Source organism: Chryseosolibacter indicum (genome assembly GCF_018598585.1).
In the GTDB taxonomy this organism is placed as follows: domain Bacteria; phylum Bacteroidota; class Bacteroidia; order Cytophagales; family Cyclobacteriaceae; genus Chryseosolibacter; species Chryseosolibacter indicus.
Window position 1 is genome coordinate 61,882 of the sequence record NZ_JAHESD010000008.1, and the last position, 24,600, is coordinate 86,481.

Consider the following 24,600-nt stretch of genomic DNA (forward strand, 5'->3'; position numbering starts at 1 on the left):
ACTCTTAAAGTCCCGTCTGGGCTCCAAAAAAGTAGTAATAAAAGTAAAAAGTGTTGTTAAGATTCATTTCTCGTAGTCTTGATGATATAAAGATAAAGTGATTTTGTTGTCACTTGCAAGAAGTGATAATAAACTTTGTAAACTTTTTTACAGTTTAGGTGTGTAACTAATGTGTGTTAGCCGAATAACTTAAAGATTAGAGCCAGGCTTATGAAACATCATAAGGCTAAGGTATTACCTGGTTCCCCTGCAGCTTTTACGCGCCAAGACCGGCTCGGGTAGGGCGCATTCGATTTAAAAGGTCGGAAACGAGGATGCGATTTCCGGATATAGTCTGGTCATTTGTCTGGCTGGTCGCTATTAATAATATATTAGTCAGTCCTTCTAACGAATTAAACTTTTGTTCATCCTTTTGATAAAGGAATTTATTACAGCTGGCATGTACTTATTATGGGTATCCTAAAGAATCATTGTATGAGAATAGCATCATTAATAATAACGTCATTATTTATAGTAATAATAACGTTCACCGAAAGTATTGCTCAGGATGATACTTTGCTTAAGAACAACAAAGGGAAATTGAATCATAGTAAGAAAGGCGTTGTAGCTGTTGAGCCTGAGGAGATTCCAGTAGATGTAAGGAGAACGTTAAGTGAAAGTGAACAGTATGAAGGATGGGAGGAAGCTGATTTTTATTATGAGAAGCGCAAGAAAATATATATAGTTTATGTTGGTGATGGTAATGAAGAGCGAGTTTTTCGATTTGATAAAAAGGGAAATCCCATAACAGATCATACGTCTGCGAGGAGAAAGAAGGATGAATATTAAAACGAAATATTTAATTTAGAAAGATTGAGGAAGCCGGAGTGCAACTACTACTCCGGCTTTTATAATTATAACTATTCAGATTTTAATATTTCAGCAGGATTCGTTCTCGCTACTTTAAATGTTTGAGTTCCAATTATGACAAGGGCAAGTAAGAGTACTGCTATAACACCAACGAAAAGCTCGCTGAGATTTAGTGGAGCATGATTGGCAATTTCTGGAAATAATACTTGTTGAAAGAAGAAGTAGATTAGCGGAAGAGCGATAGACGCTGCAATGAGTAGCAATGTTAAAAAACTCTTGCTAAGTAAATAAAGTAGTCCTCTTTCGCTTGCACCCATCACCTTACGGATACTGATTTCTTTCAGGCGTGTTTCTGTTGTAAAAATTACCATTCCAAGTAAACCCACTGAAGCAATACAAATTACCAGCACAGCGAGAAAACCTCCTAATTTCATTGCAGCTTTTAATCCATTGAATGCCTCTTCAATTTGATCATCATAAAACTTTGCTTCGAAGGGATGTACAGGATCTATTTTCTTCCAGATGGCTTCCAGCTCGGCATACGTTGCGGGCCAATCAGCTGATAATATCTTTACATTCAAATGACGTGGCTTTTCTTTCAGGTAGCGTATAATAACTTCCTTGCCTGAGTTATTATTAACCTTGCCATATTCAAAATTCTTTATTACACCAATGATGCGTAAATCTTTTCCGTCAACTTTTACTACCTCGCCAATTGCTTTTGCAGGATTTTGTTCTGCAATATTAAATCGCTTTAATACATGTTGGTTTACGATTACTTCGGTTTCTATTGAGTCCTGCGTGTTCGCGGTAAAATTATTTCCTGCTATTAATTCATGATTATGAAGAGGCAGGTAGTTTTCATCAACACTGTTATAGTATACACCAGCAGAGTCTGTTGGATTATTTGGGTTTTTCATGTGAACACCCCAATAATTACCAACACTGGTAACAAGCAATGATTGAGAAATGCCTTTTACTTCCGGTAGTTCTGAAAGCTCCTTTATCAGCAATTCTGCTTTATTGTCCTTAAGCGAAATGTTAAGGATGTTGGCTGTTGAAAAGCCAAGATCAAATGAAATAAAGTGTTTGTACTGTTTGTAAATGATAAGGGTAGCAGTAATAGCTATGATGGAAAGACTGTATTGAAATACAATAAGTACTTTACGAAGGGTTAGTCCTTTCAATACAGGCACAGATCCTAAATTCTTTAATACCTGCACGGCATTTATGCGCGAGAAGAACAATGCAGGGAACAACCCAGCCAAAACGCCCACCATTATCGCAAATAAAATGAAAAGAAGCACCAATGCAGGAGTAAGTTGTAACTTCAGCATTTGCAGTGATGATTCGAGACTGATAAAATGAGGTCTGATAACTAAAAATAGTCCGAATGCAACGAGCAATGCCAACAAAGAAATGAATACGGATTCGACAATAAATTGAGATACAACATGACTCTTCAGTGCTCCAATTGATTTTCTTATTCCTACTTCTCTGGATCTGCGCAACGACCTTGCAATCGAAAGATTGGTATAATTAAAACACGCTGATAATATAACGATAAACGAAAGGCTGCCTAATATCCATACCACGGTACTCCCTATTGTTGTTCCAATCTGGTTATTCAGGTTTTCGCCAGCCATAATGTTGGTTAAGGGCTGCAGTGCCAGTTGGATATGTGTATGCTTTATAGTTTTGTCTTCCCGTTCACTTAGTTTATTTAACTCTTGTTGAAAAGTGTTTAGGTCGGCACGCGGTGGCATTAATACGTATGCCCATGTACTCCATATGTTATTCCAGGCCATCTCATGCTTGTTGTTTTTTTCCAGTACTTCACGTGTGCTAAGCGAGGTCAGCATATCAAACTTGATGTGGGAAAAAGTAGGAACATCTTTTACAATGCCGGTAATGGTGTATTGCTTGTCTTTGAGGTTGATGGTTTTGCCCAGCGCATCAACATCACCAAACATCTTCTTTGCCGATTTTTCGGTAAGAACTATGGCAAAGGGTTGCTTCAGTGCTGTTGCAGGATTACCCTGAAGCAATTCAAAAGAGAATACTTTAAATACGGCTTCATTTGCCCAAAAGCCTGATAAAGGAATAGTCTTATCATTATAAGAAACATCACCGTTAAATGCCCAGCCAAATATGGCCACGTCTTCTATTCCGGAAAATTCTTCTTTAATTGCCTTTGCAGCTTTCAACGATGTTGTTGCCATAAAGCTATTGTCTTTATGGTCGAGGAATTGATATTTTGAAATAATCCTGTAAATGCGATCGTGGTTCTCGTGAAAACGGTCATACGAAAACAGATCCCACAACATGCTAATCATAATAAGACCCACCGACATACTTATGGATAAACCAACGATGTTGATACTTGAGAACAACTTGTTACGAACGATATTTCGTCCTGATGTTTTGATGTAGCTAACTAGCATGATGAAATGAATTAAAAGGTTGATGAACTCGGGTTTGCGGATAGTATATAGTCTGAAGAATTTTAAGACATCAATAACATAAATGATCCTGGCACGTGCGATACTCTTGTTTTTTAGATTCCTTCTGAAATATTCATTCAAGTCGCCTTCCAGGTCTTCAAGCAGTTCTGGTTTGCAATACCAGGCCAACAAGCGCTGTGCCCAACGGGGAGGATGAGGGTCTTTTTGCTTTTTCATCAGATGGCTTTAAAACCGAAATCAGGAATAAGACTCCAAAGTTGATCACGCACTTCTTTTGCTTTTAGAAGCGATGCCTTGCCCGCATTGGTAACTGTGTAGTATCTTTTTCTTTTGCCTCCCCTTACATTGGTAGCTTCGCCGAGTGAACTTTTCACAAGTCCTTTATCTTCAAGTCTGTTCAATACAGCATGAACTACACCCAACTTCACTTCGCGGCCTGTGTACTTTGTCAATTCATCGCAGATGCCTACGCTATAAGCATCATTAACAAGTGCGGCTACCGTAAGCAATACAAGTTCTTCAAACTCACCCAGGTTTGAACCTTTCATACGTGTTCTTTTTATTAATTACGTAAATGTATGTAAAATGGTTGATATTAATTCTATATTTGTATGTAATATTGTGGATGCTGGGAATTGGATGCTGGATTCTTGATACCGGATTCTTGAATCTGGAAACTTGATGCTGGGAACAACCTTAAGCCTTTAGCTTTAAACAATCGAACTGAGTTGTTGCAAGTTTTGAGGTTTCAGGTTACACGTTGTTAAAAGGTTAAAAACCTGAAACCTGTAACAACCTAACCCTGAACCCCGAACTCAGAACCGACTTTCCCCCTTCGCCATTTCCCAGCCTATCATGCTCTTCTTGCGTGCTGATGCCCACCGGTATTCACCGAGGATGCCATCCTTGCGTATCACGCGGTGGCAGGGGATGAGGTAGGCAATGTGGTTAGAGCCAACGGCTGAGCCCACGGCCTGCATCGCTTTTGGTTTTTCAATAAGCTGTGCAATGTCTTTATACGTTGTTATGTGGCCTGATGGAATGCGGAGTAATGCCTCCCAGACTTTTACCTGGAAGTTGGTACCCTTTACAAATACATGAAGTTTCTTGGTGGTGTTGGCCTGAAGAAATATCTGGTTGATAAACTCTTGTGTAAGTTGCTGGTTCTGATGGAAGACAGAGTTATGCCAATATGCTTTCATCTCTTCCAATGATGTACGCTGATCTTCGTCCGATAATAAAAACGACATCCAGCATATTCCTCTTTCGGTAACACCAATAAGACAAATACCAAATGGGGTAGGATGAAAGCCATACTCGATTTGAATACCGGAACCATGAAGTTTATATTCATGTGGTGTTACAGCTTCAAGGGTGGTAAACAGGTCGAACACGCGCGATTGGCTGGAAAGCCCTGCTGATTCAGCTGCTTCCAAAATGTTTTTAGATGCCAGAAGTTTATCTTTCAGGTAATCAACGGTAAGGTATTGAAGAAACCGCTTGGGACTGATGCCGGCCCATTCGGTGAAGATGCGCTGAAAGTGAAAAGGACTCAGGTGTACTTTCTCTGCTACCTCATCAAGGTCAGGCTGGCTCATAAAATTCGCTTCAAGGTATTTTATCGCCTGCTCTATGCGTAGGTAATTGATATGGTGCTGTTCAGATGTCAATGGCATACAAAGATAATTTAGATTCTGAATACTCGATTCTCGATGCTGGTTTCTTGATTCTTGGTCTTGTAAAGATGTGGTACGTGTTATTGAAGTGAAACCCGTTTCTTGTGATTCTTCCCTTACGGGGAACATCTTTTACACGCCCTGAATCCTTGCTGCAATGCTTCTTCAACAGAGGTGAAAAAGATTCGGTTTTGCTTTTTCATTCGCTTACCCGATGAACAGTTGAGCTTGCCATATATTTTCAACTTGATGTTGCCGGCTATGGCAATTTTACCCGATCGTATCAATCGCCATACTTCTTTCTCGGTAAGATGTTGATGGAGGTACATGTTATTGGGCATCATGAAAAATAATTCCAAGGGCATAACGCCTTCCGGATGTTACGGTACTCACACCGTGTTTCATGTTTGCGCGGTAGTATCCTTTGCTGCCCTTTGCAGGACGGAAATTTGTTGTGAAGATCAGCGCATCTCCCGCATCTAATTTCAATACATGCGCCCTCGACTGCGCTCTCGGTATTTGTTCTGTCATCACAAACTCGCCGCCTTCATAATCCTTTCCTTCCTGGTTAAGAACAAAGAGTATCTGAAAAGGAAAATACAACACTCCGTACAGATCCTGATGTAATGTATTGTACCCGCCTGCCTCATAGGTTAAGATCAAAGGTGTTGGTCGCAATTGATTTACCGCATGACAGCTCTTTATAAAAGTATCATGATCCAACGGGTATTGATTGTCGATTTGTAAATGCTGCATCCATGCATTAGCCAGCGTTGCAAGGGGAGTATAGAGTTCGTTTCGCAGTTGTTGAATAAGCGCAGGAAGCGGATAACTGAAATATTTATATTCTCCCTTACCAAAACGATAGCGTTCCATTACAATGGTATTGCGGTAGCGAGCCGTTGCGTGATAACCCTCAATAAGACTACCACAATCTTCTTTTGAGAGCGCGTTTTTTATTTTTGCAAAACCATGTTCATTCAAATCCTGATAAAGCAATTTCCAATCAAGTAATTCCAGGTTTGTCATCGCTATAATTTTTAAGTAAAGATGGAAGTGGCTAACGCGTTTCTCAACCCGAATCTTGCTAACCTTTAGTCTGTATTTGTATTTACCTAAAGAAACCAGCTACTTTGCTGTATGTCGAAAATGCAACTGTCACTGCCGGAAGAATTTGATTTTAATCTTAACCTGGAGTTTCTGAAGCGCTCGCCTCGCGAACTGCTGCATCAGGTTGAGAACGACACGGTACTTAAAGCGTTAAAGTTTAATGATGAAAAAATGCTTTGCAGAATCCGCTGTAGCGGGAAGACATTGATTGTTGAATTTCTTAATGGCGAGCCAACATCATCAGCGAAAGATTGGATCAGAGCCTATGTTCAGGAATGGTTTGACCTGGAGACGGACTTAAAACCGTTTTATGCATTGGCAGCAAAAGATAAATTACTCCAACCACTTGTCGATAAATTTTATGGTTACAGAATTATGGGCCAGCCCGATCTTTTCGAATCGCTTGTATGGGCTGTATTGGGTCAGCAGATTAACTTACAATTTGCCTACACGCTGAAAGCAAGATTTGTTGAGAAGTTTGGCGAACGCTTATTCTGGAATAATGAATCGTTCTATCTCTTTCCAACAGCCAAGCTGGTAACCACACTTAATGATGACGTACTGTTACCCCTTCAGTTCTCACGACAAAAAAGTAAGTATACCATTACCATTGCCGAAGCTTTTGCATCCGGCGAAATCTCCAAAGAAAAGCTGGCAGGGCTTCCGTTGGTGGAAGCCAAAGAACAGCTAATAAAGATCAAAGGTGTCGGCAACTGGACCGCCAACTATGCCTTAATGAAAACCTTTCGCTATCCTGATGCCTTCCCCCTGGAAGATGCGGGCATCCATAACGCCATCAAAAATCTCAAGAAGATGGACCGCAAACCAACCCTCGACGAGGTGAAGAAGATATTCAAGAAATACAAGGGCTGGGAGGCGTATGCTACGCTGTATCTATGGAAAAGCCTTTGATGCTCGATTCCGATGACTGGATTCTTGCATCTTAAACTGCTCGCCCTCCTTAAGATTGCTTGTAGGTACGGGAGTGCCTCTAAATTGAGAACCATGGTGATAGGGTGGTGATAGGGTCTTGGTTCGGATAACATAGGGAAAAACCGCCTTTTTACCGATAAAACACCCTATTTTCCCTGTTTTTGCCCTATTTCACCATGAAATCCGAACCGAAGGTACTCTGATGGCGGTTGGTACCTGCTTCTATCCGACAATTTGATGAATCCTGACCGAAGGCGGTCGTCCTGGTCCGGCATTGGACATCAGTACTTTTAGATAACGTGTAATGCGCTCTATCTGGCGTGCAAGTACGTGGCATACTTGTTGGATTGGGGGGTGATAAAATAAATAGACTCCTATGCTTATCAACTTTCTCCGGGTGGCCATTCGTAACCTACAGCGCAATCGCGGATATGCTTCTATTAATATAGCAGGCCTAGCCATCGGAATGGCCGTTGTCATCCTTATCGGGATGTGGATGTTCGACGAGTTGTCGTTCAATAAAAATCATAAGAACTACGATCGGATTGCTCAGGTCTATATGAATCAGACAGTAAACGATCAGGTTACGACACGTGCTGAGTGTCCTATGCCTACGCATCAGGAGTTGAAAACTACTTACGGCAACTATTTTAAGCATGTAGTTACGGCGTGGTGGGAGAACAATCACTTGTTGCAAGTAGGTGAAAAGAAACTCATGCAGAACGGAACATTCATAGAGCCTGCAGCGCTGGAAATGTTTAGTTACAACATCAAACTGGGTTCGCTGGCAAGTTTACAGGATCAGTCGTCCATCGTTCTTTCAGAGCCTGCTGCAAAAGCTTTGTTTGGTGACAAGAATCCTTTGAATCAGACTATCAGAATTGATAATAATATTGATGTGAAAGTGACTGGCGTCTTTGAACAAATGCCTTACAATTCCCGCTTTCATGATATACAATTCCTGGCAAGCTGGGACATGTGGGTAGCACGCAATGCGTGGCTGGAAGCAGATACTCACAATTGGAGCAAAACGGTTTCAACATTTGTAGAGCTGAAGCCTGGCTTATCGCTTGATGAAGTCAATCAAGCCATCGGCGATCTGAAGAAGAAAAATATTTCGGAAGAGCAAGCCGGGGCAGAGAAGCCCGAGCTGTTTCTCGAGCCCATGTCGAGATGGCACCTGTATTCGGTATTTAAAGATGGAAAATCTATTGGTGGCAGAATTCAGTTTGTGTGGTTGTTTGGTATTATTGGTGCGTTTGTTTTGTTCCTGGCGTGTATCAACTTCATGAACCTGAGCACAGCGCAGTCGGAGAAACGCGCCAAAGAGGTGGGCATACGAAAGTCGATCGGCTCCATGCGATCGCAGCTTATCCAGCAATTCCTTTCCGAGTCATTCGCTGTAGTAGTGTGTGCTTATTGCATAGCACTTACGTTGGTTACAGCCCTATTGCCTGTATTTAATGAGCTTACTGATAAACGGATGACATGGCCGTGGGATAATCTGTACTTCTGGGGAGCCAGTTTGATATTTATTTTGTTCACCAGTTTCATTTCAGGAAGTTATCCTGCGTTATATCTCTCATCATTTCAACCGGTGAAGGTGTTGAAAGGTACATTCAGAACAAGTAGGTTTTCAGCCACTCCACGCAAGGTTCTGGTTATCGTTCAATTTACAGTTTCCATTGCATTGATTATAGGAACGGTTGTCATTTGGCAACAGGTTCAGTATGCCAAGAACCGCCCCGTTGGCTATACGCGTGATGGACTTATTATGGTGCGAAAGACGCTCGACGAATTCTTTAGCAATAACAACTCTGAGACATTGCGAAATGAGCTCATGCGGTCATCAGCTGTTGAAGGTATGGCGGAGTCATCTAATCCTGCAACTGAAGTATGGTTTAATTCCAGTTCGCTTGCCTGGCGCGGAAAAGATCCGAATGTTCAGGCAGACTTTGTAACCATGGCTGTGACACACGATTTTGGAAAAACCATTGGTTGGAAATTTGTGCAAGGCCGCGACTTTTCCCGAGAACACTCCACGGATTCAACTGCAGTTGTGCTGAATGAAACAGCAGCACGACTTATGAACTTTGAAAACCCGCTCGATGAGGAGATCGTTTGGGATGGAAAAAAACGTAAGGTAATTGGTGTCATCAAAGATATGGTAATGACTTCTCCATATGACCCTGTAAAACCTACCGCTTACAAACTAAGCTATGAAGAAGCTTACATGATTACAATACGGGTCAATCCCGCGATGAGCATGAGTGAAGCGTTATCAAAAATAGAGAAGGTGTTTCAGGCTGTTATCCCATCAGCCATGTTCGACTATAAGTTTGTGGATGAGGAATATGCCCGCAAGTTTGCCAGTGAAGAACGTGTTGGAAAGCTTGCCAGTACCTTTGCAGTGCTGGCCATATTCATCAGTTGTATGGGCTTGTTTGGAATGGCCTCTTTTGTTGCCGAACAACGAAGAAAGGAGATTGGTATTCGCAAGATTCTGGGCGCATCGGTTGGTAACTTATGGACAATGTTGTCTGTTGAATTTGTGCAAACTGTTTTGATAGCATGTGTGATCGGAATACCTGTTGCGTGGTTATACCTGGACGAATGGTTGCAACAATTCACATATCGGGTAAGTGTATCTGTATGGGTTATCATACTTTCCGCGGCATGTGCCTTGATCATCACCATTATTACCGTAAGCTTTCAAACAATCAGGGCATCAATGGGAAATCCGGTGCATTCGTTGCGATCTGAATAGATTATATTAAATTATAGGTAAAGCAAGTTCTTTTTTATCGTTACGAGATAAGTAGGAAGTATGCTGTTAGGTTAAGATCAATTTTACAATTTTATCCGTAATGCATACCTTACTTCAATTATTAACCTGAAAAGACATGATACCGAAAAAGATTATTAGAGGCATACTGGTTTCTCTGCTAGCAATGCCGTCTCTTGCTCAACAAAACATACCCGTTCCTGACAATCTTGTTACCGAAGGAATACCTGCATTGCCTGTTACGCTTGTGAGTGATGTTAAAAGTTACACAGAGTCACGTGGTGCATCGCTTGTAGAATGGCATCCTTTAAAAAAGGAAATGCTCATCGGTACACGTTTTGGAAACAGTAATCAGATACACCATGTGGCGTTTCCTGGTGGTGACAGGAAGCAGCTTACCTTTTTTGATGAGCCTGTTGGTTCAGCAACGTTCGACCCTGTAGCAGGTTCTTACTTTCTTTTTCTTAAAGATATTGGTGGTAATGAGTTCTCGCAGATCTATCGCTACGACTTTTCGAATAAGAAGATCACGCTATTGACCAATGGAAAACGCAGCCAAAATGGAGGAATCAGGTGGAGCGAAAAAGGCGACCGGATTGCATACGGATCTACACAACGAAACGGAAAAGACAGGGATATCTTTGTTATGAATCCGCTTGATTCTGCCTCTAAAAAGCTGGTAGCTCAAAATACTGGTGGCGGATGGGGTGTTGTTGATTGGTCTGTAGATGATAGCAAGCTTCTGATCAGCGAAGGTATTTCTGTTAATGAGTCACGGTTGTATATGCTTGATTTAGCTACGGGAAATAAAACCAGGTTATTGCCTGAGAAAGATGAGCGATCTTCATTTTCTGGTATAGCGCTAACTGAAGATGGTAAGGGCCTTTACCTGATCACCAATAAAGACAATGAGTTTAACAGACTTGCTTATTATGAACTGGCGAATAAAAAGATCAATTATATTACCAATATACCCTGGGATGTAGAGGATGCTGAATTATCGAAGGACGGCAAGCAATTGGCTTTTATTACCAATGAAAATGGTGTCTCCAAATTATACATACTGTCAACAGCTAATAATCAATACAGTGCCATAGCTAATTTGCCAACTGGAGTAATGGGAGGTGTTAGCTGGTCTGGAGATTCGAAATCAGTAGGGATTACGTATGTAACATACAACTCGTCGTCAGATGTCTATGAATACAACACGGATACAAAAGCTTTGACACGCTGGACGGAAAGTGAGCTTGGCGGAATGGATATATCTACACTACAGGAGCCAAAATTAATCACATGGAAAACGTTCGATGGAAAAAACATCTCTGGCTTTCTGTATAAGGCTTCATCTAAGTTTACAGGAAAACGACCTGTCGTTATTAATATTCACGGTGGCCCGGAAGGCCAATCATTACCTGTATTTCAAGGTCGATCTAATTACTTCCTCAATGAGCTTGGCGTCTCTATTATTTATCCTAACGTGAGAGGTTCTACCGGTTATGGTAAAACTTTTGTAGACCTTGATAATGGTGTGAAGCGCGAAGAGTCAGTAAAAGACATTGGTGCCTTAATAGATTGGATAGCACAACAACCCGATCTTGATAAAGACAGAATTATGATTACCGGCGGAAGCTATGGCGGGTACATGACGTTGGCTGTTGCTTATTTGTATAGCGATAAAATACGGTGTTCGCTTGATGTTGTTGGGATTTCAAACTTCAACACGTTTATGAAGAACACAGAAGCCTATAGAAGAGATTTGAGAAGAGTTGAATATGGCGATGAGCGCGATCCGAAGATGGCTGAGTTCTTTGAGAAGATTGCACCGCTTAACCACACGGATAAAATAAAGAAACCTTTATTTATTGTACAGGGCGGAAATGACCCTCGTGTACCTTACACAGAATCGATACAGATGAAAGATAAAATAAAACAAAATGGTGGAACTGTATGGTTTCTAATGGCAAAAGATGAAGGTCATGGTTTCAGGAAGAAGAACAATGCCGACTTCCAGTTTTACGCTACCATAGCCTTTGTAAAGCAATTTCTCCTTAATTAATTTTTGTTAAGTTTTATAATTGTTAACGCCTGGATGTATAAATGCATACCAGGCGTTTTGCATACTACACCGATGCAAGATCTGAGCGCTCTCTTCTCTTTAATACTCGTTCAAGTACAGCATCCAGAGAATAAGCTCCACTGCCTTGTAATAGCAGGGGTATGCTTAATCCGAATGTTAAGAGATCAAACTCATAACCTTCGCCTTTCTGGTTGCCAAACCAGTTCATGAAGAAACCGTGCTGTGCATGATCAAAATAAAGTGCCCCGAGTATGATGATGAAAAGACTTGCAGCAGAAAATCTTCCGAATAGTCCAAGTATAATGGCAATGGCCCCAAAGCTTTCGCCGATAATAACCAGTAACCCGATTATATAAGGTATACCCACAGAAGAGGTAAAGTAATTCATGGTGCCGTCAAAGCCATATCCTCCAAACCACCCGAGAAGCTTTTGAGCGCCATGCGGAAAGATTACGATGCCCAGTGCTAGCCTCATAATTAGTAATGAAATATTCTTGAATGTATTTTGATTCGTTGTCATTGTTGTAAATTTTTAGTTTCCGTAGAAGAATTGTTCTTTGATGATGAGGCCGTCTTTCCAATGTTGAACAGACGCCTGCGTATATTTCCTGGTGCCCCATTCTTTATGCGTGTAGTCATAGTGCCAGATAACTGTTGAAAAGTTATCGCCTGTGGCAATACCTTTTACTTCCGCATTTCTGAATTCTGTAATTGCCGAGAAGAATTAAATCTCACGTGCACGGTTGGCTTCTTTGCCTATGGTAGGTGCGTTTTCATTTTCCTGCATCACAACATCAGGATGGTAAAACTTTTCAAAAGCTTCGAGTGCGTTGCCACGAAGAACCAGATCATTTAGTTCTTCGAGTTTTTGTTTTAGTGTAGTCATAACTTTGTGTTTGTTTTTGTACAGCAAAGTTGACATGACTATACCGCTGCGGCATTGATGTAGCGCAGGAAATGATCTTGATGTAGATCAATAAAGTAAAAATGGCTCGCGTTTTTAACGCAGTTTTCTGATCCTGCTGATGGTTTCAGGGGTTATTCCGAGGTAGGAAGCAATCTGGTGTTGAGGTACACGTTGCTCGATAGTTGGATATTTTCCTATAAAGGATTTGTAACGTTCTTCAGCGGTCTGGCTTATCCCTGCTAGGATGCGTTGCTGATGGGCAACAAAGGCATTTTGCAGGAGGATTCTGAAGAGACGTTCAAACTTGGGTACCTGGAGGTAGAGGTTTTCAAGGTCTGTTTTCTCAATACAAAATACCTCGCTATCCTCCAGCGCATCAATATTCTGTGAGGCTTCGCTGCCGGTTAGCAAACTGTAGAAGTCAGAGATCCACCATCCTTCAATGGCAAACATGGCAATGTGCTCATGACCTTTATCATCAACGGTATAAGCACGAAGACATCCTTTTATAACAAATGTTTCTACTTTACAAACATCGCCGGCCTGTAAAAGGTATTGTCTTTTTCTCAACTTCTTATGCCTGAGTACGGGTTTGGTTAATTCAATTTCTTCATCCGTAAGCTTTATGTGCCTGGATATGCTTTTAAAGAAAAAATCGAAAACCATGATATGTTGGATACTTAGTGTGACATTACTTCAGTGTTGACAACAGGTTGTGAAGGAATGGCATTTTTAAGATTCTTCTTCAATGTATTACGCGCCATAATGGTAGCAACAATCGTCAACACGGCGCCAAGTAACATGGGAGCTCCAGGTAAGTAAATGGGTGCATCCTTTTCAATAAAGTATGCGAATGTGGTTGTCATTAACGGAGGACCAACAACAGAGGTAATGCTCATGAGACTTGTCAAAGCACCTTGTAATTCGCCTTGTTCATTGGGCGGCACTACCGTTGATATAATACCTTGCAATGCCGGGCCAGCAATAGCACCGAGACAATATACGATGGTAAAGGCAAACATCATCCAGCTTTCAGTTGCTAGCGCATAACAAACAAAGCCAGCAGCACTTAATCCTAACCCTACGTATACGCTTTTTTCCTGACCTAACTTGGGGATGATAAAACGGATTAAGCCACCCTGCACCACCGCAAATACAAATCCTACTACAGTTAATGAAATTCCGATCATTTTGCTATCCCAGTGGAATTTTTCTATTGTATAGTAAGGCCAATTGGTTTGTACGGCATGTGCAGCAATGTAGACGAGCACAAGTGAGGCAACGAGCCCCGTAATAACAGGATACCTTTTTAGATTCATTAATGATCCAATAGGGTTCGCTCTCTTCCATTCAAATTTTCTTCTATGATCTTTTGATAAAGACTCAGGTAAGATAAAGAATCCATAGAGCCAGTTAAGTAATGTTAATGCAGCAGCAACAATAAAAGGAACACGTGCACCATAAGGTCCTAACAGTCCACCAATGAGTGGTCCTACAATAAACCCTAATCCAAAGGCTGCACCTATTAATCCAAAGTTCTGTGCTCTTTTCTCAGGTGTACTTATGTCTGCAATGTATGCTGAAGCTGTTGTGAAACTGGCACCCATCATGCCGGCAATGAGACGCCCCAGGAATAACTAGGCTATGGTAGGAGCGAAAGCCATCAGGATATAATCTAACCCAAATCCAAAAAGAGAAGCAAGCAAGACCGGTCTTCTTCCAAAGCGATCACTTAGTCCTCCCATTATAGGAGCACATAAGAACTGCATTGCAGAATAAGCAAACAACATCCATCCTCCATATTGAGAGGCTTCACTAAGCGTTCCACCAGTTAATTCCTGGATCAGTTGAGGTAGTACCGGGATAATAATGCCAAGTCCAATAACATCAATGAGAAGCGTAATAAAAATGAAGACTAGTGCTGGTTGTTTATTAGCCATAAGGATACTTTTAGGGGGTGTGAAAATAACTAATTCTTTTTATTTGAGACTAAAGTCCTAACACTGTTTTTAATTTGGCGTACCCGGTTTTGCTCAGCGGGATGCGCGCTCCGCTTTTTAACAGTGCTACGTGTGTGTCTTTTTCCAGCGGTTCGACTCTTGTTAAATGGCTAAGTTGTATTAAGTACGATCGGTGAACACGTATAAATTCTTTGTCGTCAAGAGTGTTTTCGTAGAAGCTCATGGTTTTCTTTTTCAGAAACATTTCCTTTGTTGTGTAGATCTTTACGTAGTCGTCATAGGCTTCAAGATATTGAATGTCCTGTACAGGAATTATCCTGATGTTGCCTCCTTCCTTCACAACAATTCTATTGCTCTCTTCTGGTTGCCTGATTTGCTCGGGAAGTGGTGGGGTTAATTTTACTTCTGTTTGTTTATACTTAATAAGCCATTTTTGAACGGCTTTGTCGAATCGCTCTTTGCCGAAAGGTTTTAACAGGTAGTCTATGGCATGTGCTTCAAAAGCCTTGAGTGCGTACTCGTCATACGCTGTCGTAAAGATTACAGCCGGAGGTTGTTCAATAAGCTCAAGCATTTCAAATCCATTGATTTTTGGCATTTGTATATCCAGGAAGATAAGATCGGGCTTGTGTTGTGTTATTGCTTTTACACCTTCAAAACCATCGTTACATTCCTGAATTATTTCAAGCTCAGGATATGTTTGTAAGTACTCTGCTATTACGCTTCGTGCAAGCGGTTCATCATCAATGAGAATAGTTTTGATCATTATTGAGGTATTCTTATTTGTGTTGAAAATGTAACTTCGTCCTGCATAGTGGTTAGTAGGTCTTGTCTTGCATATAGTAGGTATAGCCTGCGTTGTATGGCATTTAGGCCAAAGCCTGTACCTTGCTTTGGCTTGGAGGTTTCGGGGTCATAAGGATTTTCGACCGTCACAACAAGAAAGTTGTTTTCGGTGCGTGCTTTGATTCTTATTATTATCTCGCCCGTGGTGTCGTATAGCCCAAACTTAATTGCGTTTTCTACAACAGGTTGCAATAACAACGCAGGAAGTACTAAGCCCAATGCGTCATCATCATGTTCAATATGTGTTTTAAGGCGATGACCAAAACGTACTTTTTCAATATCAAGATATAATTCAAGATGTTGAAGTTCTTCAGAGAAGGGAACAAGCTGTTGGTCATCTTTCTTTAATGTACTTCTGAAAAAATCAGAGAGCTGTTGTACCATCTTTCGGGCTTCCTCTGGCCGTGAGCCGATAAGCGCATTAATTGAGTTTAAACTATTGAAAAGAAAATGTGGTTGTAATTTTTGGCGTAGGCTCGCCAGCTCCGCTTCGCGGGCAAGTTTCTCAGTAGTGAGTTTTCGTAGCTCTGACTCTTTTTGTTCTTTTATATTAAACCATAACCAGCTAAGAACAGTAACCACAGCAAGCATTAGCCAGTTTATAATCCCCCTTATGATAATCCAGTTGTTTACAAAATTCAGGTAGTCTTCATTATCAGGAAAGATCTGAGTGGTGGCGAGCTGAAATAACAACACCGCGAAAGCAGTAAGCACTGTTGCTGCTATTAACTGGTAGGTAAGGCCGGGATGATAATACTTTAAACCTTGAAACATGGCGTATCCGGCCATTGCGAGTAAGATGTTGTTTACAAGGGCATCCGTAACCGACAGATATAAATTAAGTCCTACTACTATGTAAAGTATGAGTGCCTGGATAACAGTCCATCCTGCTATCCATGAGACATTAGCAATAACAGTTGTTCTGTATGAAAGATTTTTGATCATGTTAGAATACTGGCTTCTCACTCATTCTAATAAAAATAGCTTTTTGATGTGCATTATGTATGTAAGCTTTGGCTTCGTCGGTTTCATAGATCTGAGAATAAAGTTCAATACCATCTTCAAGGTTTTTCACAGGAACGATTTCTGTTACGTTAATAAACTCCCACTTCACTTTGTTATGGTTATCATTTAAAAATGTATCTTCTTCTCTCAGTCCCAATGTCCGTGCTTTATAAAAAGCTTCTTCTCTGCTTTCAGCTGCAATAAGCCTGAGTTGTTCATCAAACTGCGGTTTATGCGTTGTGTTTTCTGCTGAAATGTTAAATACGATTTTTGCAATGTACCAATTCATAATCAGTGCCTGAATAAAGATTATTAAAAGAGGCATTATTAAAAACTTTTGATATCAATGCCACCGAAGATACAAGTGCCCTTGATAACTAGTACCTTATTGTGGTCAGTGTTAGGTTCTGGCATCACAGGGCGTTTATCATCAAGACCACCAAAGATGTTTACAAGATCGTCCGATTGTATTTTCCAATGTGCAGGTACTATAAGTTTTGCGCCTCCAAATACCTGCGTGATATCCAGCACAATTTTTCCCTGGACATCAGCTTGAGTTAGGTTCAAATCAGTGCCGCCAAATATTGTTGTAATTTCTCCTCCTTTAAACGTTTTAGAGATTATGTTCTTTTTTACGCCGCCAAAAATTACGACAGAATCAATAACATCATTGTCTGATTGTATGCCTGAATCAACAACAGCACCTTCCCAGTTCTTCCATCCTTCTGCTGATCGTGGTCTTCTTGAGCGGAACATAACTGCGAGCCCGATACCAATAATCACAATAGGCCAAATGTATTCTTTAATATGAATACTGGGATCAATATCATCAAGCATGAAGAGGGATCCAATAAGAATCAGGACAATCCATACTGGCCCTCTGAAAGAATGGCGAACACCAACATAAAATCCTAATAGGATCAGAAGCATTTCCCATGACAACATCCAGTGTGGTATACCGATATCCATCTTTCTTGCGAGCAGAAGAACGCCAGCCGTTATTATTAACAAACCACTAAAAATGCGTCCCGAACGTGCTCCTCTAGATTCACCAAAGCCTCTGTTTTCTGTTGGACCTGATGATGTGTTATACTGTGCTTCCATAATTGCTATTTTTATTCAAATGTACGCGTAGCTTCTAATCACAGCCATGGTAGTTAGGCAGGTAAAGGAACAAAGTAGGTGAATGAAGGATTGGGGGCGGTGAAAACAACTTCGGTTAAAGGTTAAATGTTAATTAGTTTTATGTTCTGAGTTATGGGTTGTTAAAAATTCGATGTTCGCTGTTCTGTGTTCAGGAAATAGAAGTTAAGGTTTACATGTTTAATGTTTTTAGGGTTTGTATTATATTAAGGGATGGTTTCTTCTAAACTACAGCGTGCTTTTGAGTCGTTTGATGCTTATAATTCAAACGACCCGCACCAGGAGGTTGTAAACGGCAAGTCGTATCCCAAAGAATATTTATATGGTGTAAGAATGACGGAAAGGCTTAATGCCTACGCACCTGATGCAAACGAACATGTTCAGCTGGCAGCACGTTGTCAGCATATCGGAAGGTGGGAGATTCCCCGTAATTCTTTTCCAATGGACAGAAAAGGATATTTGCAGTGGCGTAGCAGGTTGGCCCTTCACCATGCGCGTATCGCCTCTACTATTCTTGCTACCTGTGGCTATGATGAAGAGATGATTGAAAAGGTGAAGTTTCTTTTGCAGAAGAAAGAGCTTCATCAACATCATCCCGAAACTCAGCTTCTTGAAGATGTAGTTTGTCTAGTGTTTATAGAGTTTTATCTAGCTGACTTCGCGCAGCAACATGAGGATGATAAAGTGGTTGACATCCTAAAGAAGACAATAAAAAAAATGTCTTCTAATGCCTTGAATGTGGCAACAACAATAAGCATGTCGCCGAAGATAAGTCAGTTAGTTGCCCGGGCGTTAAATTAGTTTTTACTGTATTGCCCTTGCAAATGGTTTATCAGGTTTTCCATTGATCTGTCAAGAATATCAAAAACTTCCTGGAAACCTGTTTCACCACCAAAGTATGGGTCAGGTACGTCTCCTTCCCCAAAAGGGTCAAAGTCCCGCATCATCTTAACCTTATGTTGAAGATTTTTGCTGTTAGGGAGTCTTAAAATATTTTGAAAGTTGCTGCTGTCCATGGCGAGTATCAGATCAAACTTTTCCAGGTCTGCTTCACAAAGCTGCCGGCCGCAATGTTCTATAATAATGCTGTTTTTAGTTGCGTTTGCGATGGTTCTTGGATCAGGAGAATCGCCAATGTGATAATTTGAAGTGCCGCAGGAATCAGAGAATATATGTTGTTCTAATCCTTTTTGTTTGATCTTATTTTTAAAAATCGCCTCCGCAAGAGGTGATCTGCATATGTTACCCAGGCATACGAATAAAACGTGTATTTCCTTCATGTTTGGCTGAAGCGTCAATTATGGCTTTAAATAAACCGCAAAGAAAGTTAAAATATATGATAGAAAATGGTTACTTATCTTACACGAAACCTATTTATAGACATAGGACACTAAACCATATGGTTTAGAAGGGCCCATCTCACCGCCTAAGAGGGCCCTTCTTTTTTTAATCACGCACTATCAGTCCTGCCAGGATATCTGATCCAGCACTTTATAAACATCCAAAACCTTCAAATTTTTAGAATTAGAGGGTTGCAAAATTTTAGTCAATTTACTTAGGCTCTTAGCTTTCTAAGTGCAAAGGGGTCATCTACTCAGGAGTTTTGAAGGGGATATTCTATTGGATTGTGTAAGAAGTTAAAAGAAGGACGAAGGCATGGAGAAGAGAAAGTCCTGTCAAACAAATAAAAAGGGTATGGATAACAACCATACCCTTTTAATATTTAAGTTTTTCAGGATACTATCGGATACTAAGACCAACCCCTACAGTTAAGCAATTATATTTTTGAAGTGTATAATCTGCATGAAGGGTCAGAACTGCAAGTTTTAATCTGAACCCTGCTGTCATTCGTGGTCCTGATGATCCAAATTTCAGGTCGAATGGGTTTTTCTCTCTGGCATCGTTAAAATCACCATCGTCATTAATATCGTATTCACCCTGAAGCGCCAGCTTTGATTTGGCAATGTTGTAACCCAAGCCCCCATATACTGTAAGAACAGAGATTTTTTTTGAGATTAGCGCCTGGATGGTGGTAGCATTCATTTCGAATACACCCTTGGCGTTGCGGGTTCCTTCATCATCAAACTCAGTAGAAAGTTCAAATTTGGTATAAGCCACAAAAGCTGAGAGATCAAATGGTAATGCTCTTACACCGGGGATCCATTGTTTTACATCGTGCATAAGACCAAACCCGATCATCTTTAGTTGCCCTTCATCACCTAGATCTACGGTAGGTACAAACCTTATTTTAAGATCAGTTCCTTTTGGCAAGCCAATACCCAGGTGGGCGATGGGTACAGGCATAGAATTCATTTTAATATTTTTCTTCAGATCAATACCTCCAGGTCCATTAAAGGTATCACCGTAATCACCGTTAGTTGGGTCGTTAACAACAAAAACTGGCTCATCTTCAGATCCAAAAATGGTCGGTGCTAACTTCTGGGACGGGCTTTTATAATGAGGGGAAGATGGATCAAGATCTACAACCTGAAGGTCAAGGTCTGCCACATTGTAAAACATTTCCTTTTTAGGGATGTTCATTAAGTTAGCTGTTACGGTAATGTCAATTCCTGCAACTTTGTGTGGCTTAGCGGTATTATACCAACCCTGATTTAGTCCAGAGCTTACGCTTTTCATCAGCGGAGCGGCATAGGCGCTTACAAGCTTTTCAGCGTCATCCGCACTTTGATTTAGAAGTTTGTCAATGTCATCCTGCGCAATTACTTGTGAGAAGGATAGAAGCACAGAAAACAGGAGTAAGGGAAACTGTTTTAGTAATTTCATGATTATGTGGGGTTTATCAACTTTAAAGTTAGTTATTTTAAATCATTCGAAGTTTAGGGAGGTAATAATATTTTGAGAAGACTGATGTATTTTTGTAACCGTAATGACCATAATCTATAGCCTTTCAATATATATCGTTCAGCTTCTAATCAAGGTGGCCAGTCTCTTTAATACAAAAGCAAAGGCGTTTGTGACCGGCCGCAGACAATGGGCAAATAAGTTAAAGGATAAGTTTGCCGTCAATACATTTCCGGTTGTTTGGGTGCATTGCGCTTCATTGGGTGAGTTTGAACAGGGTAGACCAATAATTGAAGCAATACGGAAACAATACCCGCAACATAAAATTTTACTTACATTCTTCTCACCTTCCGGCTATGAAGTAAGGAAAAATTATGAGTTAGCAGATTATGTATGCTATCTTCCCTGGGATACAGCAAAGAATGCAAAGTTGTTTATCGAAACAGTAAAACCAGTACTCGCAATATTTGTGAAGTATGAGTTCTGGTATCATTACGCTGTTGGACTAAAAAAGTACAATGTTCCGTTGATATCAATATCTTCTATTTTCAGAAGTGATCAATTTTTCTTCCATTCACTTGGTGGTTTTTACAGACGTATTCTTAAAAACTTTTCCTACTTCTTTGTTCAAAATAGCGAATCGGTAAAGTTACTTCAATCAATAGGAATTAATAGTGTAGCACAGACAGGCGACACGCGTTTTGATCGGGTATATCAGGTAGTAAAGCAGGCAGATGAGATTGAGATCGTAAGAAATTTTAAGGGAGATCAGCGTGTTTTTGTTATAGGAAGTTCATGGCCTGAAGATATGGATATACTTATACCTTTTATTAATGAAAACAGGCTTAAGTTTATCGTTGCGCCTCATGAGATTTCGGAGGTGTCAATCACAAACCTTGAGAAGGCACTGCGTGTAAAATCGATTCGATACTCGCAGGCCTCCGGACTAAATCTTGATGACTATACTGTTCTTATTATAGACAATATAGGTATGCTGTCAAAGCTTTACCGGTATGGAGAGTTTGCATATATAGGTGGTGGTTTTGGAAAAGGACTTCACAACATTCTTGAAGCTGCGTGTTATGGTGTTCCTGTATTGTTTGGTAACAAAAATTATGAGCGGTTTCAGGAAGCTGTTGATTTGATTAACAGGGGAGGAGCTTTTGAGATAAGAGATTACCCCGACTTAAAAGCCAAGTATGAGATGTTAAATGTTCCTTCTAGCTTTCTGCTGGCTTGTGAGGTGACCAAGCAATATGTTGAGGAGAATCTCGGAGCGACAGAAAAGATAATGCAATACTGTAACAAGGTTTTGGCACGCTAATTCCTGCTCATAATCCGAATTATAAAAAACTAGAGTATGAAGGGACAAGTATTACGTTCTACTGGATCGTTTTATGACATTCTGGCTGAAGACGGCAATACTTATGTATGTAAAGTAAGAGGCAAGATTCGGCTTGAAGGAATAAAGGAAACAAATCCAGTTGCCGTTGGCGACAGGGTTGTGTTTGAAAACTCCCGCGATGTAGGAGCAATAACAGAAATTCTGCCGCGCGACAATCACATACTGCGGCAGTCGATAAAAAAATCTGCTCATGCCCATGTGCTTGCCGCTAATGTTGATCAGGTAATGCTTGTTGCAACAATAGCGTTACCAAGAACATCGTTTGGATTTATAGACCGCTTTCTGGTGTCAGCAGAGTCATTCCGTATTCCACAAATCATCATATTCAATAAACAAGATTTATTAGATGAAGATAGCCTTGCCATACAGAAGGAAGCTATCGCGATCTATGAAAATATTGGTGTTACGTGTATGGCTATTACGGCAACGCAGGATGACGTGCCTGATTTAAAGGAGGTGTTAAGAGGGAAGACAACACTTATTGCGGGACACTCAGGTGTAGGTAAATCAACGCTGCTTAATAAACTTGCTCCTCATGTAAACCAGAAAGTGGGTGAGATTTCGGAGTTCTCGTCTAAAGGAATGCATACCACAACCTTTGCTGAAATGTTTTTATTAGAAGATAAAACATTTGTTGTAGATACACCGGGTATTAAGGAATGGGGACTTATAGACATGGAGGAGCAGGAGATCTCTGATTACTTTCCGGAGATGAGAGAGCTACGTCTTGACTGTAAGTTTGGATCAAAATGTTTGCATATCAATGAACCAAAATGTGCTGTGATAAAAGCAGTAGAAGAGGGTAAAATTGCAATCAGCCGATACGAGAGTTATTATAGTATTGTGTTGGGAGAAGACAATAGAAAATGAAGTATACCGTCAATAATATTTCTATATCTTATAATGCAGAGGGCACTAAAGCGTATGGGGAAGATGTAGTATTACTAAGACAAGCATTGGATTTAACAGCACAAAAGCCATGGGGCAATGAAGGCTATACCGTTGAAAAGCTTTTTAACGATGATATCGAATATAGATTATTTGAAAGGAGTGTAGCGGAGCTTTTATATAGTTGCTGGCGAAAGGCCGGCCTTTTGGTGCCTGCTGACTTTCAATTGGACCAATATCACGCGTTAATTAAAGATCGTGTACAGCATTTAGCCGCAGTGGATCAAACGAAGTTGCTTTCAGTGGATGACTTTCCTTTAGGCATAGAGAGAATTGAAAAGCGGATCTCCGAAATTAGTGGTGTCGCCTTGCGGGCTCATAACCCTTATGATGAGCAACGCGTATTTCACTTTCGTGTGATTCGTCCCGAAAGCAGAGATAATAATCCATTGCATCGAGATGTATGGCTTGAAGATTACGAAAGTTGCATTAACTTGTATATCCCAATAGCAGCTAGCAATGAAAACTCTTCCCTCATTATCTTTCCTGGAAGTCACTTGTGGCCAGAATCAAGAATAGAGCGAACTACAAAGGGGGCATTAATAGATGGAGTTAAATTTAATGTGCCAGCTGTAACAAATATTAAAGGAGAATATGTAGTTAAAAGACCTGATCCAAAACCAAATCAGGTTCTTGTCTTTTCCCCTTACATCATTCATGGTGGTTCTGTTAACTTTAACAGTGACAAGACAAGGATTTCTATAGAACTTCGGTTATGGAAAGTATAGTTTCACTTCCCATATTTTAATTTGTGATATAACCTTCGGATTCCTGATAGCGGTAACTTTAACCTGTTAAGTAACATAACAAAAGTACTCATTACATCGTCCCGATTTATCTCGTGAAGTAAAGCATAAAAGTTCTCTGCTTCTTTCCTGTTCTCTGAAAATACTGATTGTCTTATTTCATAACGCAAGCGTTTTGCCAGCGCTTCGTGATCTTGATTGTTCTTGTTTAATACTTGTGCTTTTTTGCAAACCAGGTAAGTTGAGTATAATTGTTTGTCTCCTGGAATGTACCACCCTCGTGACATGGACCTGACGCTTATCCTCACTTTCGTTGTGATCTCATTAAGAAATGAATACTTGAACTTTCGGGATGAACGTACCCAGAAATCAAAATCTTCATAGGAGAGCCGTTCATCGTAACCCTGGAGGCAGTCAAATACTTCCTTGCGGGAAATCATTGTGGGTGAAGAAATAAAGTAAGTAGATAATATCTGTTGATATACATCTCCTTCTGGTACTGTATGTAGTAATCCCTTATCTTTTAAATACGTGTAGTGAGATCTTATATAGTTTCCTTTCTCATCAATGTAAATGGAATCGGTAAAAACCACACCATACGATTTATCCAGTAATGAAAAATGCTTTACCTGCTGTTCAATGCGTTGGCGGAGCATAACATCATCTGTAGCAAAGTCAATAACGAAATCTCCTTTAATATAAGGTAAACTTCTGTTAAAGGCCCTGCAATTTCCTATATTCTCATTCAACTGGATAAACTGAATAGTAGGATGGTTGTTAATAATTTGTTTTATAATAGCTGCGCTGCCATCTATACTGGCATCGTCAATAATGATAACCTGTATATTCTTATAAGTCTGATCTATTACAGAATGGATCGCTTCTTTAACAAACTTCTCGTGGTTATAGCAAAGACAAACAACTGTAACAAGAGGACTCACG

At 40.4% G+C, this 24,600-nt stretch carries 24 protein-coding genes and 1 pseudogene; 8 read left to right on the top strand and 17 right to left on the bottom strand.

Annotated elements, in window-relative coordinates; translation table 11 throughout:
• Nucleotides 1–474 precede the first annotated feature (474 nt).
• A complete protein-coding gene (locus tag KK060_RS05620; protein WP_254152717.1) occupies nt 475–828 on the top strand; it encodes a hypothetical protein in 354 nt (117 codons plus the stop codon).
• Between the two features lie 71 nt (nt 829–899).
• Here KK060_RS05620 and KK060_RS05625 read toward each other — a convergent pair whose 3' ends face one another.
• From KK060_RS05625 to KK060_RS05645, 5 genes are all read right to left on the bottom strand, one after another.
• The gene (locus KK060_RS05625; RefSeq protein ID WP_254152718.1) at nt 900–3,530 is read right to left on the bottom strand and encodes an ABC transporter permease; all 2,631 of its coding nucleotides are present in this window, start codon (nt 3,528–3,530) and stop codon (nt 900–902) included.
• Nucleotides 3,530–3,862 carry a PadR family transcriptional regulator gene (locus tag KK060_RS05630; protein ID WP_254152719.1) on the bottom strand — a complete coding sequence of 111 codons (333 nt, stop codon included), beginning with the start codon at nt 3,860–3,862 and terminating at the stop codon, nt 3,530–3,532. The genes KK060_RS05625 and KK060_RS05630 overlap by 1 nt, the downstream gene beginning before the upstream one ends.
• A 267-nt stretch (nt 3,863–4,129) precedes the next feature.
• Complete coding sequence (locus KK060_RS05635; protein ID WP_254152720.1) at nt 4,130–4,990, bottom strand: methylated-DNA--[protein]-cysteine S-methyltransferase; 861 nt, start codon at nt 4,988–4,990, stop codon at nt 4,130–4,132.
• 116 nt (nt 4,991–5,106) lie between these two features.
• Nucleotides 5,107–5,355 (bottom strand): Ada metal-binding domain-containing protein, encoded by a 249-nt coding sequence (locus KK060_RS25000; RefSeq protein ID WP_367397465.1) that lies wholly within the window; start codon nt 5,353–5,355, stop codon nt 5,107–5,109.
• Nucleotides 5,321–6,019 carry a 2OG-Fe(II) oxygenase gene (locus KK060_RS05645; RefSeq protein WP_254152721.1) on the bottom strand — a complete coding sequence of 233 codons (699 nt, stop codon included), beginning with the start codon at nt 6,017–6,019 and terminating at the stop codon, nt 5,321–5,323. The genes KK060_RS25000 and KK060_RS05645 overlap by 35 nt, the downstream gene beginning before the upstream one ends.
• A gap of 111 nt (nt 6,020–6,130) precedes the next feature.
• Here KK060_RS05645 and KK060_RS05650 point away from each other — a divergent pair, with 111 nt between their 5' ends.
• The 3 genes from KK060_RS05650 (at nt 6,131) to KK060_RS05660 (ending at nt 11,874) form a co-directional block, all read left to right on the top strand.
• Nucleotides 6,131–7,012 (top strand): DNA-3-methyladenine glycosylase family protein, encoded by an 882-nt coding sequence (locus KK060_RS05650; RefSeq protein WP_254152722.1) that lies wholly within the window; start codon nt 6,131–6,133, stop codon nt 7,010–7,012.
• 397 nt (nt 7,013–7,409) lie between these two features.
• Nucleotides 7,410–9,800: an ABC transporter permease gene (locus KK060_RS05655; protein ID WP_254152723.1), complete on the top strand. Its 2,391-nt coding sequence runs from the start codon at nt 7,410–7,412 to the stop codon at nt 9,798–9,800.
• A gap of 136 nt (nt 9,801–9,936) precedes the next feature.
• The gene (locus KK060_RS05660) at nt 9,937–11,874 is read left to right on the top strand and encodes a S9 family peptidase (protein ID WP_254152724.1); all 1,938 of its coding nucleotides are present in this window, start codon (nt 9,937–9,939) and stop codon (nt 11,872–11,874) included.
• Between the two features lie 64 nt (nt 11,875–11,938).
• On the opposite strand, the gene KK060_RS05665 is transcribed toward KK060_RS05660, so the two are convergent.
• The 9 genes and pseudogenes from KK060_RS05665 to KK060_RS05700 form a co-directional block, all read right to left on the bottom strand.
• Nucleotides 11,939–12,415: a DoxX family protein gene (locus KK060_RS05665; protein ID WP_254152725.1), complete on the bottom strand. Its 477-nt coding sequence runs from the start codon at nt 12,413–12,415 to the stop codon at nt 11,939–11,941.
• Between the two features lie 12 nt (nt 12,416–12,427).
• A complete protein-coding gene (locus KK060_RS25155; protein ID WP_367397466.1) occupies nt 12,428–12,607 on the bottom strand; it encodes a hypothetical protein in 180 nt (59 codons plus the stop codon).
• Between the two features lie 12 nt (nt 12,608–12,619).
• On the bottom strand, nt 12,620–12,781 hold the full coding sequence (locus tag KK060_RS05670; protein ID WP_254152726.1) for a Cif family virulence factor: 162 nt from the start codon (nt 12,779–12,781) through the stop codon (nt 12,620–12,622).
• A 114-nt stretch (nt 12,782–12,895) separates the two neighbouring features.
• Nucleotides 12,896–13,468 (bottom strand): Crp/Fnr family transcriptional regulator, encoded by a 573-nt coding sequence (locus KK060_RS05675; protein ID WP_254152727.1) that lies wholly within the window; start codon nt 13,466–13,468, stop codon nt 12,896–12,898.
• Nucleotides 13,469–13,482: 14 nt separating this feature from the next.
• Nucleotides 13,483–14,742 (bottom strand): annotated as a pseudogene (locus tag KK060_RS05680) (TCR/Tet family MFS transporter).
• Between the two features lie 49 nt (nt 14,743–14,791).
• Entirely contained in the window at nt 14,792–15,529 is a 738-nt protein-coding gene (locus KK060_RS05685; RefSeq protein WP_254152728.1) for a LytR/AlgR family response regulator transcription factor, read from the bottom strand.
• Nucleotides 15,529–16,554, bottom strand: a complete 1,026-nt coding sequence (locus KK060_RS05690) for a sensor histidine kinase (RefSeq protein ID WP_254152729.1) — start codon at nt 16,552–16,554, stop codon at nt 15,529–15,531. The genes KK060_RS05685 and KK060_RS05690 overlap by 1 nt, the downstream gene beginning before the upstream one ends.
• Nucleotide 16,555: 1 nt before the next feature.
• Entirely contained in the window at nt 16,556–16,903 is a 348-nt protein-coding gene (locus KK060_RS05695; protein WP_254152730.1) for a DUF4288 domain-containing protein, read from the bottom strand.
• 38 nt (nt 16,904–16,941) lie between these two features.
• Nucleotides 16,942–17,718 carry a LiaF transmembrane domain-containing protein gene (locus KK060_RS05700; protein WP_254152731.1) on the bottom strand — a complete coding sequence of 259 codons (777 nt, stop codon included), beginning with the start codon at nt 17,716–17,718 and terminating at the stop codon, nt 16,942–16,944.
• 252 nt (nt 17,719–17,970) lie between these two features.
• Here KK060_RS05700 and KK060_RS05705 point away from each other — a divergent pair, with 252 nt between their 5' ends.
• A complete protein-coding gene (locus KK060_RS05705; RefSeq protein ID WP_254152732.1) occupies nt 17,971–18,558 on the top strand; it encodes a DUF4202 domain-containing protein in 588 nt (195 codons plus the stop codon).
• On the opposite strand, the gene KK060_RS05710 is transcribed toward KK060_RS05705, so the two are convergent.
• Together KK060_RS05710 and KK060_RS05715 are read right to left on the bottom strand one after the other, a co-directional pair.
• Nucleotides 18,555–19,037, bottom strand: coding sequence for a low molecular weight protein-tyrosine-phosphatase (locus tag KK060_RS05710; RefSeq protein WP_254152733.1), 483 nt, complete (start codon nt 19,035–19,037; stop codon nt 18,555–18,557). The genes KK060_RS05705 and KK060_RS05710 overlap by 4 nt on opposite strands.
• 460 nt (nt 19,038–19,497) lie before the next feature.
• Entirely contained in the window at nt 19,498–20,541 is a 1,044-nt protein-coding gene (locus KK060_RS05715; protein WP_254152734.1) for a DUF6588 family protein, read from the bottom strand.
• A gap of 103 nt (nt 20,542–20,644) precedes the next feature.
• On the opposite strand from KK060_RS05715, the gene KK060_RS05720 reads away from it, so the two are divergent.
• Genes KK060_RS05720 through KK060_RS05730 form a run of 3 tightly spaced genes read left to right on the top strand, consistent with a single transcriptional unit; the run spans nt 20,645 to nt 23,640 of the window.
• Nucleotides 20,645–21,883 (top strand): 3-deoxy-D-manno-octulosonic acid transferase, encoded by a 1,239-nt coding sequence (locus KK060_RS05720; RefSeq protein WP_254152735.1) that lies wholly within the window; start codon nt 20,645–20,647, stop codon nt 21,881–21,883.
• A gap of 36 nt (nt 21,884–21,919) precedes the next feature.
• Entirely contained in the window at nt 21,920–22,834 is a 915-nt protein-coding gene (gene rsgA / locus KK060_RS05725) for a ribosome small subunit-dependent GTPase A (RefSeq protein WP_254152736.1), read from the top strand.
• Nucleotides 22,831–23,640 (top strand): phytanoyl-CoA dioxygenase family protein, encoded by an 810-nt coding sequence (locus tag KK060_RS05730; RefSeq protein WP_254152737.1) that lies wholly within the window; start codon nt 22,831–22,833, stop codon nt 23,638–23,640. The genes rsgA and KK060_RS05730 overlap by 4 nt, the downstream gene beginning before the upstream one ends.
• Nucleotides 23,641–23,642: 2 nt before the next feature.
• Here KK060_RS05730 and KK060_RS05735 read toward each other — a convergent pair whose 3' ends face one another.
• Nucleotides 23,643–24,599: a glycosyltransferase family 2 protein gene (locus KK060_RS05735; protein WP_254152738.1), complete on the bottom strand. Its 957-nt coding sequence runs from the start codon at nt 24,597–24,599 to the stop codon at nt 23,643–23,645.
• Between the last annotated feature and the right edge of the window lies 1 nt (nt 24,600).

Excerpts from the sequence above, each read along its gene's own strand:
- KK060_RS05710 (WP_254152733.1), bottom strand. The coding sequence starts at position 19,037 with ATGAAGGAAATACACGTTTTATTCGTATGCCTGGGTAACATATGCAGA.
- KK060_RS05720 (WP_254152735.1), top strand. The coding sequence starts at position 20,645 with ATGACCATAATCTATAGCCTTTCAATATATATCGTTCAGCTTCTAATC.
- KK060_RS05705 (WP_254152732.1), top strand. The coding sequence starts at position 17,971 with ATGGTTTCTTCTAAACTACAGCGTGCTTTTGAGTCGTTTGATGCTTAT.
- KK060_RS05635 (WP_254152720.1), bottom strand. The coding sequence starts at position 4,990 with ATGCCATTGACATCTGAACAGCACCATATCAATTACCTACGCATAGAG.
- rsgA (WP_254152736.1), top strand. The coding sequence starts at position 21,920 with ATGAAGGGACAAGTATTACGTTCTACTGGATCGTTTTATGACATTCTG.
- KK060_RS05695 (WP_254152730.1), bottom strand. The coding sequence starts at position 16,903 with ATGAATTGGTACATTGCAAAAATCGTATTTAACATTTCAGCAGAAAAC.
- KK060_RS05645 (WP_254152721.1), bottom strand. The coding sequence starts at position 6,019 with ATGACAAACCTGGAATTACTTGATTGGAAATTGCTTTATCAGGATTTG.
- KK060_RS05685 (WP_254152728.1), bottom strand. The coding sequence starts at position 15,529 with ATGATCAAAACTATTCTCATTGATGATGAACCGCTTGCACGAAGCGTA.
- KK060_RS05670 (WP_254152726.1), bottom strand. The coding sequence starts at position 12,781 with ATGACTACACTAAAACAAAAACTCGAAGAACTAAATGATCTGGTTCTT.
- KK060_RS05700 (WP_254152731.1), bottom strand. The coding sequence starts at position 17,718 with ATGGAAGCACAGTATAACACATCATCAGGTCCAACAGAAAACAGAGGC.
- KK060_RS05730 (WP_254152737.1), top strand. The coding sequence starts at position 22,831 with ATGAAGTATACCGTCAATAATATTTCTATATCTTATAATGCAGAGGGC.
- KK060_RS05620 (WP_254152717.1), top strand. The coding sequence starts at position 475 with ATGAGAATAGCATCATTAATAATAACGTCATTATTTATAGTAATAATA.
- KK060_RS05690 (WP_254152729.1), bottom strand. The coding sequence starts at position 16,554 with ATGATCAAAAATCTTTCATACAGAACAACTGTTATTGCTAATGTCTCA.
- KK060_RS05625 (WP_254152718.1), bottom strand. The coding sequence starts at position 3,530 with ATGAAAAAGCAAAAAGACCCTCATCCTCCCCGTTGGGCACAGCGCTTG.
- KK060_RS25000 (WP_367397465.1), bottom strand. The coding sequence starts at position 5,355 with ATGCCCTTGGAATTATTTTTCATGATGCCCAATAACATGTACCTCCAT.
- KK060_RS05675 (WP_254152727.1), bottom strand. The coding sequence starts at position 13,468 with ATGGTTTTCGATTTTTTCTTTAAAAGCATATCCAGGCACATAAAGCTT.
- KK060_RS05655 (WP_254152723.1), top strand. The coding sequence starts at position 7,410 with ATGCTTATCAACTTTCTCCGGGTGGCCATTCGTAACCTACAGCGCAAT.
- KK060_RS05660 (WP_254152724.1), top strand. The coding sequence starts at position 9,937 with ATGATACCGAAAAAGATTATTAGAGGCATACTGGTTTCTCTGCTAGCA.
- KK060_RS05715 (WP_254152734.1), bottom strand. The coding sequence starts at position 20,541 with ATGAAATTACTAAAACAGTTTCCCTTACTCCTGTTTTCTGTGCTTCTA.
- KK060_RS05650 (WP_254152722.1), top strand. The coding sequence starts at position 6,131 with ATGTCGAAAATGCAACTGTCACTGCCGGAAGAATTTGATTTTAATCTT.
- KK060_RS05665 (WP_254152725.1), bottom strand. The coding sequence starts at position 12,415 with ATGACAACGAATCAAAATACATTCAAGAATATTTCATTACTAATTATG.
- KK060_RS05630 (WP_254152719.1), bottom strand. The coding sequence starts at position 3,862 with ATGAAAGGTTCAAACCTGGGTGAGTTTGAAGAACTTGTATTGCTTACG.